The 12,903-nt window shown below is 70.3% G+C and carries 10 protein-coding genes; 7 read left to right on the forward strand and 3 right to left on the reverse strand.

All coding sequences use genetic code 11. The features are described from left to right. Positions 1–6: 6 nt before the first annotated feature. Positions 7–2,451, reverse strand: a complete 2,445-nt coding sequence (locus JOD60_RS11925) for a DNA gyrase/topoisomerase IV subunit A (protein WP_076690809.1) — start codon at positions 2,449–2,451, stop codon at positions 7–9. Between the two features lie 85 nt (positions 2,452–2,536). Here JOD60_RS11925 and JOD60_RS11930 point away from each other — a divergent pair, with 85 nt between their 5' ends. Further along, on the forward strand, positions 2,537–3,673 hold the full coding sequence (locus JOD60_RS11930; protein ID WP_198159046.1) for an alkaline phosphatase family protein: 1,137 nt from the start codon (positions 2,537–2,539) through the stop codon (positions 3,671–3,673). A gap of 53 nt (positions 3,674–3,726) precedes the next feature. Here the strand turns inward: JOD60_RS11930 and sepH are convergent, their stop codons facing one another. Further along, on the reverse strand, positions 3,727–4,773 hold the full coding sequence (sepH, locus tag JOD60_RS11935) for a septation protein SepH (protein ID WP_076690810.1): 1,047 nt from the start codon (positions 4,771–4,773) through the stop codon (positions 3,727–3,729). 249 nt (positions 4,774–5,022) lie between these two features. Here sepH and JOD60_RS11940 point away from each other — a divergent pair, with 249 nt between their 5' ends. Next, a complete protein-coding gene (locus JOD60_RS11940; RefSeq protein WP_076690811.1) occupies positions 5,023–5,313 on the forward strand; it encodes a DUF4193 domain-containing protein in 291 nt (96 codons plus the stop codon). A gap of 52 nt (positions 5,314–5,365) precedes the next feature. Here JOD60_RS11940 and JOD60_RS11945 read toward each other — a convergent pair whose 3' ends face one another. Beyond that, a complete protein-coding gene (locus JOD60_RS11945; RefSeq protein WP_076690812.1) occupies positions 5,366–5,851 on the reverse strand; it encodes a DUF3093 domain-containing protein in 486 nt (161 codons plus the stop codon). Positions 5,852–5,863: 12 nt separating this feature from the next. On the opposite strand from JOD60_RS11945, the gene dut reads away from it, so the two are divergent. From dut to dxs, 5 genes are all read left to right on the forward strand, one after another. Further along, positions 5,864–6,313, forward strand: coding sequence for a dUTP diphosphatase (gene dut, locus JOD60_RS11950; protein WP_076690813.1), 450 nt, complete (start codon positions 5,864–5,866; stop codon positions 6,311–6,313). Continuing rightward, a complete protein-coding gene (locus JOD60_RS11955; protein WP_076690814.1) occupies positions 6,310–6,891 on the forward strand; it encodes a DUF3710 domain-containing protein in 582 nt (193 codons plus the stop codon). Before dut ends, JOD60_RS11955 begins: the two co-directional genes overlap by 4 nt. Continuing rightward, positions 6,888–7,658, forward strand: a complete 771-nt coding sequence (locus tag JOD60_RS11960; RefSeq protein ID WP_084202001.1) for a DUF3159 domain-containing protein — start codon at positions 6,888–6,890, stop codon at positions 7,656–7,658. Before JOD60_RS11955 ends, JOD60_RS11960 begins: the two co-directional genes overlap by 4 nt. A gap of 179 nt (positions 7,659–7,837) precedes the next feature. Beyond that, complete coding sequence (locus JOD60_RS11965) at positions 7,838–10,675, forward strand: aconitate hydratase (RefSeq protein ID WP_076690815.1); 2,838 nt, start codon at positions 7,838–7,840, stop codon at positions 10,673–10,675. 238 nt (positions 10,676–10,913) lie between these two features. Further along, complete coding sequence (dxs, locus tag JOD60_RS11970; RefSeq protein WP_076690816.1) at positions 10,914–12,872, forward strand: 1-deoxy-D-xylulose-5-phosphate synthase; 1,959 nt, start codon at positions 10,914–10,916, stop codon at positions 12,870–12,872. Positions 12,873–12,903 lie beyond the last annotated feature (31 nt).

Raw genomic sequence — 12,903 nt, forward strand, 5'->3', positions numbered from 1 at the left:
GGCCGGTCAGGCGATGACGGTGCCGACGGCGGCGACCACGGCATCGAGCGGCTGACCGGAGGCGTCGCGCTTCGCGCCGACATCCGGCAGCTGGCGCACGGAGCCGTCCGCCCCCAGCGCCCGCGGGTGCACACCCACCCACGCCAGCGTCAGCGCGTCCTCGCCCTTCAGGAACCGCTGCGCGCGCACGCCGCCGGTGGCACGGCCCTTCGCGGGGAACTCGTCGAACGCCGACACCTTCGCGCTGCCGGCGTCGGTGCCCGCGATCGCCTGCGTCGACCCCGCGATCGTGACGACGACGGCATCCGCCTCGGCCGGCACCGCGGTGAAGGCGATCGCCTCAGTGCCCGGCGCGAGGCGGATGCCGGCCATGCCGCCGGCCGCGCGCCCCTGCGGCCGGACGCTCGCGGCGTCGAAGCGGAGCAGCTGTGCGTCGGCGGCGACGAAGACGAGCTCGACGCCGTCTGGAGCGAGCGCCGCACCCACGACGCGGTCGCCGGGCTTCAGGGCGACGATCTCGACGTCGTGCTTGCCGGGGGGCAGCTCCGAGGTGGCGACGCGCTTGACGACGCCCTGCGCCGTCCCCAGCGCCACGATGTGGTCGCCGAGGGGCACGATGGCGACGACGTGCTCGCCTCCGCTCAAGCCCAGGTACTGGTCGGCACGGATCCCCGCCGCGAGCTGCACCGCATTGGCGGGAACAGACGGCAGATCGACGGGAGAGAAGCGGACGAGGCGTCCCGCGGTCGTGATCGCGCCCACGTCACCGCGCGTCGTGGCGTCGACCGCGCCGCGGATGCCGTCGTGCTTCGCGCGTCGCGTCGGCGCGACGACGCCGCCCTCGTCGGAGAGCTCGGCGCGCACCATGCGGCCCGTGGCCGAGAGGAACACCCGGCACGGCGCATCCGCGATCTGCAGGTCGGCCGGGGAGGCGCTGCGCGACCGGGGCGCCACGGGGCCGCCGTTGAGCAGCAGGGTGCGGCGAGGCGTGCCGAAGGTCTCCGCGGCGGCATCCAGTTCGCGCGCCACCTGAGCACGCAGCAGCACTTCGCTGCCGAGCAGCTCCTCGAGGTGCGCGATCTCCGCCTTCAGGGTGTCGCGCTCGGACTCCAGCTCGATCCGCGAGAAGCGCGTGAGGCGCCGCAGCCGCAGCTCGAGGATGTACTCCGCCTGCGCCTCCGAGAGGTCGAAGACGCTCATCAGCTTCGTGCGCGCCTGCTCGGTGTCGTCCGAGCCGCGGATGACCTGGATCACCTCGTCGATGTCGAGGATCGCGATGAGGAGGCCCTCGACGAGGTGCAGCCGTTCCTGCTTGCGCGCCAGGCGATAGCGGCTGCGCCGCGTCACGACCTGGATGCGGTGGTCGAGATAGACGCGCAGCAGCGGCTTCAGCCCCAGCGTCTGCGGCTGACCGTCCACGAGCGCGACGTTGTTGATGCCGAAGGAGTCCTCCAGCGGCGTCAGCCGATACAGCTGCTCGAGGACGGCGGCCGGGTCGAACCCCGTCTTGATGCCGATCACGAGTCGCAGACCGTGGTTGCGGTCGGTCAGGTCGTTGACGTCCGCGATGCCGGTGAGCTTCTTCGAGCTCACCGCATCCTTGATCTTCTCGATGACCCGCTCCGCGCCCACCATGTACGGCAGCTCCGTCACGACGAGGCCGGTGCGGCGCGGGCCGAGCGATTCGATCGCCACCTTGGCGCGGGTGCGGAACGTGCCGCGACCGGTCTCGTACGCGTCGGCGATGCCGTCGAGACCCACGATGATGCCACCGCCGGGGAGGTCGGGGCCGGGGACGAACTCCATCAGCTCCCGCGTCGTGGCGTCGGGGTTCTCCAGCAGGTGCACCGCCGCCGCGACGACCTCGATGAGGTTGTGCGGAGCCATGTTCGTCGCCATGCCGACCGCGATGCCGGAGGCGCCGTTGACCAGCAGGTTCGGGAAGGCGGCCGGCAGCACCTCGGGCTGCATGAACTGGCCGTCGTAATTCGGGATGAAGTCGACGACGTCCTCGTCGAGGTTCTCGGTGAGGGCGAGGGCAGCCGGCGCGAGGCGCGCCTCGGTGTACCGGGCGGCGGCGGGGCCGTCATCGAGCGAGCCGAAGTTGCCGTGCCCGTCGACGAGGGGCACACGCAGCGCCCACGGCTGCGCCAGCCGCACGAGGGCGTCGTAGATGGCGGAGTCGCCGTGCGGGTGCAGCTTTCCCATCACCTCGCCGACGACGCGGGCGCTCTTGACGTGTCCGCGGTCGGGCCGCAGTCCCATGTCGGCCATCTGGTACAGGATGCGCCGCTGCACTGGCTTGAGCCCGTCACGGGCGTCGGGGAGGGCGCGCGAGTAGATGACCGAGTATGCGTACTCCAGGAACGAGTCCTGCATCTCCGCCGAGACGTCGACGTCCTCGATGCGGCCGTGATCCTCGGGGATGGGCGAGGTACGCGAAGCTGCCATGGATCTGCGTGGCTCCCTGTGGTCGGGCGGGTGCCGTAACGGCGACGGGAAAGGGCCTCGTCCGCCGTGTGCGAGACTGGCCCCGATGTCCCTCAGCCTACCCGTGGACCCTCCTTCGGCCCGGAGCCTCACCGGTGTCGTGCCGCAACTGATCGACGCGCTGACGGGCCGCCCCGGCTGGTTTCCCGTCGCGCGGTCGGCGATCGTCGTGCTGGTGGACGGCCTCGGCCGCGGCAACCTCACGGCGCGCTCCGGCCACGCGCGGTTCCTCACGTCGCGGATGGGAAAGAAGGATGCCGCCCGCACCACGTTCCCCGCGACCACGGCGACGGCGCTCACGAGCCTGCTCACCGGCACCGACGCCGGCGTCCACGGCATCGTGGGATACCGTGCGCGGGTGCCGGGTACGCGGACCGCGCCCAACCAGTTGAAGGGCTGGGAGACCGACGGCCTGGATCCGTTGACCTGGCAGCGCGCGCAGCCGCTGCTGGAACGGGAGTCCGCGGCCGGTCGCCGTTGCTTCGTGGTCTCCAAGGCGAGCTACGCGGGGACGGGATTCACCCGTGCCATCCAGCGCGGCGCCGAGTTCGTTCCCGGGGGATCGCCTCGCGAGCGCCTGGAGATCGCCGCGGACCTCGCGTCGCGGCATCCCGGGTCCCTCGTCTACGTCTACCTCCCCGAATTGGACACGATCGGACACGCGCGCGGCTGGGAGTCCGACGGCTGGATCGCCGCGCTCGAAGGGCTCGATGCCGCGCTGTCGTCGTTCGAAGACCAGCTGGATTCCGGCACCGGCGCCGTCGTCACCGCCGATCACGGCATGATCGACGTCCCGTCCCACAGCCAGGTGCTGCTGCGGGACGGCGACGACCTGTTGCGCGACGTCGAGCTCGTCGCCGGCGAGCCGCGGCTGCTGCAGCTGTACGTCCGCGACGGTGCGACCCGCGACGTGGCCGCACGGTGGCACGCGTCGGAGGACGGTCGTTCCTGGGTGCTGACGCGCGACGAGGCGATCGCGGCCGGCCTGTACGGATCGACGGTGGATGCCGAGGTGATCCCGCGGATCGGCGATGTGCTCGTGGCCGCGCGCGGAGTCGTCGCGTACTACGACGATCGTCTCGCCGACAAGAAGCCGCAGCGCATGATCGGCCAGCACGGCTCGCTCACCGATCAGGAGCGGATCGTGCCCCTCATCCGACTCGGCGCGTTCGCAGGAGGCTAGCCGCGTTTCGTCTCGCTCGTTCCTCGCTCGCTCAACGACCGGGGGTCACAGGCTCAGGAACCATCCTCGGTGCGGGCGCCGAAGACGATCTCGTCCCAGGAGGGCATGGAGGTGCGTCCCTTGCGCCGCGAGGCCTCGCTGATGACGGTGTCCTCCAGCGGCTCTTCGTCCGCCTCTCCGTCGGCGGGAGCTTCGTCGTACCCCGGCTCGAGGGCATCGAACAGCGCCACGGGGGAGTGCGGACGGTCGTCGGCCTCTTCGGCGGGCATCGGCTCGCGCTGACCGCGGCGGCGGCGCAGGGCCTCCAGCAGGTCGGCGGTCTCGGCGGAGGTGACCGCGTGGTCCGGCGCGCGCTTGATCGCGGCATCCTGCACCGCCGCCGTGACCGGCGCGCGCATCTCGGGACGAACGATGTCGGCCTCGGGAGCGCCCGCCTCGGTCTCGACGTCAAGGCGGCGAGGTCCGAAGGCTCCGGAGTCGAAGCGCGACGAATCCTTCAGCGGCGAGGCGTCGAGGGCACGCAGGCGGGGGATGAGCCCCTCGGGCAACGACCCCTGACGAGAGAGCTGGGTGGCGTCCGCGTTCTGCGGCGCAAGGCTGCTGCGCCGCGGGTCGAAGCTCCAGCGCGCGTCGTGGTCCACGTCGTTCGCGGTGAACTCCAGCTTGACGACCCAGCCGGACTCCTCTTTCCAGCTCGTCCAGCGTTCGCCCACGGCGCCCGCTTCGGCGAGCTTGGCTCGCACCGCGACGCCGAACGTCGGCTGGGCGTCGCCGTCGATCTCCCCGGCGACGAGCACCGGCACGGCAAGGGCCTGACCGACGATGTGCTCGCGCTCGGCGAGGACGGGGCGCTCGAACCGCTGCACGTCTTCGAGGCGCGCACCGAGCAGCTCGGCCACCTCCTCGGCGGACAGCCCGGACCGGATGTGCGCCTGGATGTCGCGGGGGCTCGGGCGTGCACCGCGCGGCTCGCTGTCGCGCTCGACCCGACGCAGCTGCGAGCGCAGCGTCTCGTCGACGGCGAGAGCGAAGCGGTCGCCCGATTCGGTCGCGAGGACGAGGACTCCCTCCTCGATCCCGATGACTCTGAGCTGCTCCATGCGAATCACGCCTCCAGTTCCCTGCGTGGGCACCATTCGATCGCCCCCATGCTGACACAGCAGATCCCCGGCATCCGGGAATACCGCGGGCGCGCCGTGAGTTTCAGGCGACGCACCCGCCACAAGCGGGCATCACCGCGACGATCATTTGCGAAATGCAGAACCGTCGTGCAAACTATCGCCGCCCGCAGGACGCACCTCGCGTTCGGATCGACGAGCCGGCACTGGCACAACCTGGAAGTTGAGAGCATGGCGACCGACTACGACGCCCCCCGCAAGACCGACGACGACAGCGAGTCGATCGAGGCCCTGAAGGAGCGCGTCCCCGACAAGCTCTCGGCGTCGGTGGACGTCGAGGACGCGGACAACCCCTCCGGCTTCGAGCTGCCGGGTGCCGACCTGTCCGACCTGGAGCTCGACGTCGTGGTGCTCCCGCCGCAGGAGGACGAGTTCACCTGCATCGAGTGCTTCCTGGTGAAGCACCGCACCCAGATCGACCACGAGACCGCCGCGGGCGCCGTCTGCGTGGAGTGCGCCTGATCCGCTGACCGCCACCCTCTGACGCCGGCCCTCGTGGCCGGCGTCAGTCGTGTCAGCGTCGACCGGCGTCGCGCTGCGCGCGCTGGATCGCCGCGATCACGCGATCGGGGGTGCGCGTCGAGAACACCCACTCGGTCACCGGGTCGCCGGGATCGGTGACCGGCACGCGCACGACGGGGTCGATACCGCCCCGCAGCAGATGCCATGCGGTGCGCGACAGCTCCGGCCCGCGCGCCGCCCGCGCCTGCTCGGCCGCGAGGCCCACCGGCTCTCCCAGCTCGCTCACCGGGATGTGCGCCCGCCCGACCCGCAACTCCCCTCCGACGACGCTCACGACGGGCGATGCCCGCACGAGCAGCGTCACGATCAGTGCCGCCGCGGCCAGGCCCGCCAGCAGCGCGACGGTCGCGTCGAGGGGGACGAACACGAGCGCGACCATCGGGGCGATCACGGCGGCGCTCAGCAGCGTCCACAGCGAAGGGCTCAGGCGTTCCCGATAGTGGACGGCGGGGGAGGCGGCTGCGGTGGCGATGTGCATTACCCTCGTGGAGTGATCGAATCCGTGGACGTACCCATTATCGCGTCGCAGGTTCCCGAGTACGCCCACCCGGGCGATGCGGGCGCGGATCTGGTCTCGGCAGAAGCACTGCGGCTCGAACCCGGTGAGCGGGCTCTCGTCGGCACCGGGGTGCGCATCGCGCTGCCGGACGGGTACGCGGCCTTCGTCGTCCCGCGCAGCGGCCTCGCGGCCAAGCACGGCATCACGATCGTCAACGCGCCCGGCACCGTCGATGCCGGCTACCGCGGCGAGATCAAGGTCGCGCTGCTGAACACCGACGCCCGCGCGGCCTACGACATCGCCGTCGGCGACCGCATCGCACAGATGATCGTCATGCCGGTCCCGCGAGCACGGTTCCTCCCGGTCGAGGTCCTGCCTGAATCGCCGCGCGGCGAGGGCGGGTTCGGGTCCACCGGCCACCAGACAGGAGTCACCTCATGAGCGACGACGTCACCCCCGTCGGCTTCGGCGACCGCGCTTCGACGGGTCCGTTCGACGAGTCCGAAGCGAACCCGGTCCGTCCTTACATCGACCTCGGCGGCATCAAGGTGCTGCCTCGCGAGGGTCTGAACCTGCGACTGGAGGTCGAGGAGCAGACCAAGCGCATCGTCGCGGTCGGCCTGGACTACGCCGAGTCCACACTGCAGGTGCAGCCGTTCGCGGCCCCGCGCTCCAGCGGACTGTGGGACGAGACGCGTGACCAGATCCGACAGCAGATCCGCCAGCAGGGCGGCCGCGTCGAGGAGCGCGAGGGGCCGCTCGGTCCGGAGCTTCTCGCCGAGGTGCCGGTGGCCGGCCCCGACGGCACGCAGGGCAAGCGCCTCGCGCGGTTCGTCGGCGTCGACGGCCCCCGCTGGTTCCTCCGCGGCGTCATCGGCGGCGCCGCGACCAGTGACGTCGAGGCGGCTGCTCGGGTCGAAGACCTGTTCCGCTCGATCGTCGTGGTCCGCGGCGGCAGCCCCATGCCGCCGCGCGATCTCATCCCGCTGAAGATGCCCGCCGCCCCCGGCACCGCATGAGTACTCCCGCCGAAGACCCGCACGCCGCCGCCACGCCCCGTGAGCCGCGGGAGACCGGACTGGAGCCGCCGGCGCCCGCCACGGCATCCGAGATCCTCGGCCAGGTCCTCGGCGGCGCGGCCCGCAAAGCGGGACTCGACCCGAACGCGCAGAGCCACACCGGTCATGTTGTCTGGGCGGCGATGGGCGGGTGGCGCGGTGTGCTCGAGAGCGTCCTGCCCGGGCTCGCCTTCGTGCTGCTGTTCACCTTCACCCAGAACCTCCTGCTCTCCCTGGTGTGCTCGGTGGGGCTCGCGGCCGCGTTCACCGTGGCCCGGCTGGTGCAGCGTTCCACCCTCAGCGCAGCGCTCGGCGGGCTCATCGCGACGGTCGCGGCCGCTGCGCTCGCGCTGTGGACGGGTCGCGGCCAGGACAACTTCGTCCCGGGCCTCATCACCAACGCCGCATACGGCACGGCGTTCCTCGTCTCCGCCCTCATCGGCTGGTCGCTCATCGGGCTCGCGGTCGGGTTCCTCATGAACGAGGGCACGGCCTGGCGCGCGGACCCCCGCAAGCGACGCGTCTTCTTCTGGCTCGCGATGGCGTGGGCCGCCCTGTTCTTCGCGCGGCTGGCCGTGCAGCTGCCGTTCTACTTCTCCGGCGACGTGACGACGCTCGGCACCGTGAAGCTCGTCATGGGTCTGCCCCTGTTCGCACCGCTCGTCGCCGTCACCTGGCTGGCCGTGCGCGCCGTCTATCCGAAGCCGCAGGCTCCTGCGGAGTCATGATAGATTTATCTTGATATCAAGATAAATTTCCGCGCCGGAACCGGTCTGTCGGGTTAGGCAGACCTCACTAGCCGCAGGCGAGACCGCCGAGGAAGATGGAAGCACGGGCGGCTGCCGATGCAGCGCGTGCGCGCACCGCCGACCCCAGCGCCCGCGGCCCCCAACGAAGGAGTAGAGACGTGTCCACTGTTGACAGCTTCGGAGCCAAGAGCACCCTGACAGTCGGCGGAACCGACTACGAGATCTACCGCATCGACACCGTCGCGGGGTACGAGCGTCTTCCGTTCAGCCTGAAGGTGCTGCTGGAGAACCTGCTGCGCACCGAGGACGGTGCGAACGTCACGAAGGCGCAGATCGAGGCGCTCGGAAACTGGGATGCCGATGCGGAGCCCGACACCGAGATCCAGTTCACGCCCGCGCGCGTCTTGATGCAGGACTTCACCGGCGTCCCCTGCATCGTCGACCTCGCCACCATGCGCGAGGCCGTCACGGCGCTCGGCGGCGACCCGAACAAGATCAACCCGCTCTCGCCCGCCGAGATGGTCATCGACCACTCCGTTATCGCCGATGTCTTCGGTACCGAGAACGCCCTCGAACGCAACGTCGAGATCGAGTACGAGCGCAACGGTGAGCGCTACCAGTTCCTGCGCTGGGGCCAGACCGCCTTCGACGACTTCAAGGTCGTCCCGCCGGGCACCGGCATCGTCCACCAGGTGAACATCGAGCACCTCGCGAAGGTCATCTACGACCGCACCGGCCGCGACGGCGTGCTCCGCGCCTACCCCGACACGTGTGTCGGCACCGACTCGCACACCACGATGGTCAACGGCCTCGGCGTGCTCGGCTGGGGTGTCGGCGGCATCGAGGCCGAGGCCGCGATGCTCGGCCAGCCCGTGTCGATGCTCATCCCGCGCGTCGTCGGTTTCAAGCTGACCGGCACGATCCCGGCGGGCGTCACGGCGACCGACGTCGTGCTCACCATCACCGACATGCTGCGCAAGCACGGGGTCGTCGGCAAGTTCGTGGAGTTCTACGGCAAGGGTGTGGCCTCCGTACCGCTCGCGAACCGCGCCACGATCGGCAACATGAGCCCCGAGTTCGGCTCGACAGCGGCGATGTTCCCGATCGACGACGTCACGCTCGACTACCTGCGCCTGACGGGCCGTGACGAGCAGACCGTCGCCCTCGTCGAGGCGTACGCGAAGGAGCAGAAGCTCTGGCACGACGCCGACAACGAGCCGATCTTCAGCGAGTACATGGAACTCGACCTCGGCACCGTCGTCCCCTCGATCGCCGGCCCCAAGCGCCCGCAAGACCGCATCCTGCTGTCCGAGGCGAAGTCGCAGTTCGAGAAGGACATCCTGAACTACGCGGCGCCGTCGACGTCGAACGACATCGTCGACCTCGAGTCGAAGCACTCGTTCCCGGCATCCGACCCCGGTGCAACCCCCGGCGACGAAGAGCCCGACACGCGCGAGGTGCACATCAACAGTGGAGCGCCCGCCGCGGCATCCAACCCGGTGCCGGTGTCGACTCCCGCGGGGGAGAAGTACATCCTCGACAACGGTGCGGTGGCGCTTGCCGCGATCACCTCGTGCACGAACACGTCGAACCCGTCCGTCATGATCGCGGCGGGTCTGCTCGCCAAGAAGGCCGTCGACAAGGGCCTCAAGCGCAAGCCGTGGGTCAAGACGACGCTCGGCCCGGGCTCGAAGGTCGTCACTGACTACTACGAGAAATCGGGCCTGGACAAGGCGCTCGAGGGCCTCGACTTCTACACCGTCGGCTACGGCTGCACGGTCTGCATCGGCAACTCGGGCCCGCTCATCGAAGAGGTCTCCGCGGCCATCAACGAGAACGACCTGGCCGTCACCGCGGTGCTCTCGGGCAACCGCAACTTCGAGGGTCGCATCAGCCCCGACGTGAAGATGAACTACCTCGCCTCGCCGCCGCTCGTCGTCGCGTACGCCCTCGCCGGGTCGATGCACTTCGACTTCGAGACGGACCCCCTCGGCAAGGACTCCGAGGGCAACGACGTGTTCCTGAAGGACATCTGGCCCTCGCCCGACGAGGTGCAGGAGGTCATCGATTCGTCGATCTCCCGCGAGCAGTTCATCAAGCAGTACGCCACCGTCTTCGACGGCGACGAGCGCTGGAAGAACCTGCCCACCCCGACCGGCCCGGTGTTCGAGTGGAACGACGAGTCCACCTACGTGCGCAAGCCCCCCTACTTCGACGGCATGTCGATGGAGCTGACGCCGGTCTCGGACATCCACGGCGCGCGCGTCCTGGCGACGCTCGGCGACTCCGTCACCACCGACCACATCTCGCCGGCCGGCAACATCAAGGCGGGCACGCCCGCGGCGCAGTACCTCACCGAGCACGGCGTCGCGCAGAAGGACTTCAACTCCTACGGCTCGCGGCGCGGCAACCACGAGGTCATGATCCGTGGCACGTTCGCGAACATCCGCCTGAAGAACGAGCTCGTCGCGGCGGTCAACGACGGCCAGATCGTGGAGGGCGGCTACACCCGCGACTTCACGCAGCCGGGCGGTCCGCAGTCGTTCATCTACGACGCGAGCCAGAACTACCAGGCGCAGGGCACCCCGCTCGTCGTCTTCGGCGGCAAGGAGTACGGCTCGGGCTCGTCGCGCGACTGGGCCGCCAAGGGCACCTCGCTCCTCGGCGTGAAGGCCGTCATCACCGAGAGCTTCGAGCGCATCCACCGCTCGAACCTCATCGGCATGGGCGTCGTCCCGCTGCAGTTCCCCGAGGGGCAGTCCTGGAAGAGCCTGGGCCTCGACGGCACCGAGATCGTCTCGATCGAGGGCCTGGAGCAGCTCAACGAGGGCACGACGCCGAAGACGGTCAAGGTCACCGCCGCGCCGAGCGAGTTCTCGCCCGAGGGCAAGGAGACGGTCGTCTTCGACGCGAAGGTCCGCATCGACACGCCCGGTGAGGCCGACTACTACCGCAACGGCGGCATCCTGCAGTACGTGCTTCGCTCGCTCGTCTGAGCCGCGCCGCGGCTGAAAGCCCCGGCATCCGCCCGTCTTCGGAGGGGGATGCCGGGGCTTTCGCGTGCCGGGGGAACGGTGGGCGACGGCGGTCGGGATTCGTCCGGCGCAAGGTGCGCCATCCCGCCCCGATAGACGCGATTCGCGACGGATGAGCGGGGCGGAGGCGGGCGAGGGGCGGATGCCGGGCCCGCTTGCGGCTACGACCGAGGGGACCGCTGCGACGTAGACTCGGGGGATGAGCCTGCTCGAGTCGATTCACGGTCCCCGCGACCTCGATGACCTCTCAGTACCGCAGCTGAAGCAACTCGCACAGGAGATCCGCGACTTCCTCATCGAGAACGTCGCCCGCACCGGCGGGCACCTGGGCCCGAACCTCGGCGTCGTGGAGCTGACGATCGCCCTGCACCGCGTGTTCGACTCCCCGCAGGACCCCTTCGTCTTCGACACCGGGCATCAGTCGTACGTCCACAAGCTGCTGACGGGGCGGCAGGACTTCGGCGCCCTGCGCTCGCGCGGCGGGCTCGCCGGTTACCCGCAGCGCTCCGAGAGCGAGCACGATGTCGTCGAGTCCTCCCACGCGTCGAGTTCGCTGAGCTGGGCGGACGGCATCTCGCGGGCGCTCACCCGCACCGGCCGCATGGATCGCCACGTCATCGCGGTCGTCGGCGACGGCGCTTTGACCGGCGGCATGACGTGGGAGGCGCTCAACAACATCTCCGACGACAACGACCGCAACCTCGTCATCGTCGTCAACGACAACGGCCGCTCCTACGCGCCCACCATCGGCGGCATGGCGCGGTACCTGAACCGCGTCCGCACGACCGAGCAGTACGAGAGCCTGCGCAAGGGATCGGCATCCTTCTTCCGCAAGCTCGGTCCCGCCGGCCGCGCCGTCTACCGCGGCGTGCGCGGCGGCACGCACGGCTTCCTCTCGCGCTTCACCAACAACGCCGCCCTGTATTCCAACCTCGACATCAAGTACCTCGGTCCTATCGACGGGCACGACCTCGAGGCCCTCGAAGAGACCCTGCGCCTCGCGAAGGAGTACGGCGCGCCGGCGATCGTGCACGTGATCACCGAGAAGGGGCGCGGCTACGAGCCGGCCCGCAACGACGAGGCCGACCAGTTCCACGCCGTCGGCAAGATCGATCCCGCCACGGGCGAGCCGCTCGGATCGTCGGATGCCGAGGCGTGGACGGATGTCTTCTCCGATGCGCTCGTGGCCGCCGGGGAGCGGCGTGCGGACGTCATCGCGATCACGGCCGCGATGCTGCGGCCGACCGGGCTGCAGCCGTTCGCGCAGCGGTACCCCGACCGCGTGTACGACGTGGGCATCGCGGAGCAGCACGCCGTGGCATCCGCCGCCGGACTCGCCTTCGGCGGGCTGCACCCTGTCGTCGCGATCTACGCGACGTTCATGAATCGCGCGTTCGACCAGGTCATGATGGACGTCGCGCTGCACAAGGCCGGTGTCACGTTCGTCCTCGATCGCTCCGGCGTGACGGGTCCCGACGGTCCCAGCCACCACGGTGTGTGGGACCTCGCGATGCTGCAGCTGGTCCCCGGCATCCGCATCGCCGCGCCACGCGACGCGGCGCGCCTGCGGGAGGAGTTCGACGAGGCGATCGCCGTCGAGGACGCACCGACCGTCATCCGCTTCCCGAAGGGCGCCGTCGCCGCCGACCAGCCCGCCCTCGAGCGGCTCGCCGACGGCACCGACGTGCTGTGGCGCCACGGTGCCGAGGATGTGCTGTTGGTCGGCATCGGCCCGATGACGCAGCTCGCCGTCGCCGTGGCGGAGCGCCTGCGCGCGCAGGGCATCGGCGCGACGGTCGTCGACCCGCGTTGGGTCGTGCCGGTGCAGCCGTCGATCGTGAAGCTGGCGGCATCCCACCGTCTCGTCATCACGATCGAGGACGGCATCCGCGTCGGCGGCGTCGGCACGCGGGTGCGGCAGGTGCTGCGCGAGGCCGGCGTCGACACCGCGGTGGACGAGCTGGGCCTGCCGGACGAGTTCATCGACCACGCGACGCGCGAGCAGATCCTCGAGGATGCCGGCCTTTCGGCCGCCAAGATCGCCCAGGACGTCGTGGCGCAGGTGCTCGGCACGCGCATTCCCGTCGCGCGTCCCTCCGCCGACACCGGCGCCATCTGGACGGTTTCACCCCAGGACAGCGAGCACCAGGAGCGCTGAGGCCGCCGCCACGGGTCTGACACGATGGAGC

This window comes from Microbacterium aurum (assembly GCF_016907815.1).
Classification (GTDB): Bacteria; Actinomycetota; Actinomycetes; order Actinomycetales; family Microbacteriaceae; genus Microbacterium; species Microbacterium aurum.

Excerpts from the sequence above, each read along its gene's own strand:
- JOD60_RS11925 (WP_076690809.1), bottom strand. The coding sequence starts at position 2,451 with ATGGCAGCTTCGCGTACCTCGCCCATCCCCGAGGATCACGGCCGCATC.
- sepH (WP_076690810.1), bottom strand. The coding sequence starts at position 4,773 with ATGGAGCAGCTCAGAGTCATCGGGATCGAGGAGGGAGTCCTCGTCCTC.
- dxs (WP_076690816.1), top strand. The coding sequence starts at position 10,914 with ATGAGCCTGCTCGAGTCGATTCACGGTCCCCGCGACCTCGATGACCTC.
- JOD60_RS11955 (WP_076690814.1), top strand. The coding sequence starts at position 6,310 with ATGAGCGACGACGTCACCCCCGTCGGCTTCGGCGACCGCGCTTCGACG.
- JOD60_RS11960 (WP_084202001.1), top strand. The coding sequence starts at position 6,888 with ATGAGTACTCCCGCCGAAGACCCGCACGCCGCCGCCACGCCCCGTGAG.
- JOD60_RS11945 (WP_076690812.1), bottom strand. The coding sequence starts at position 5,851 with ATGCACATCGCCACCGCAGCCGCCTCCCCCGCCGTCCACTATCGGGAA.
- JOD60_RS11940 (WP_076690811.1), top strand. The coding sequence starts at position 5,023 with ATGGCGACCGACTACGACGCCCCCCGCAAGACCGACGACGACAGCGAG.
- JOD60_RS11930 (WP_198159046.1), top strand. The coding sequence starts at position 2,537 with ATGTCCCTCAGCCTACCCGTGGACCCTCCTTCGGCCCGGAGCCTCACC.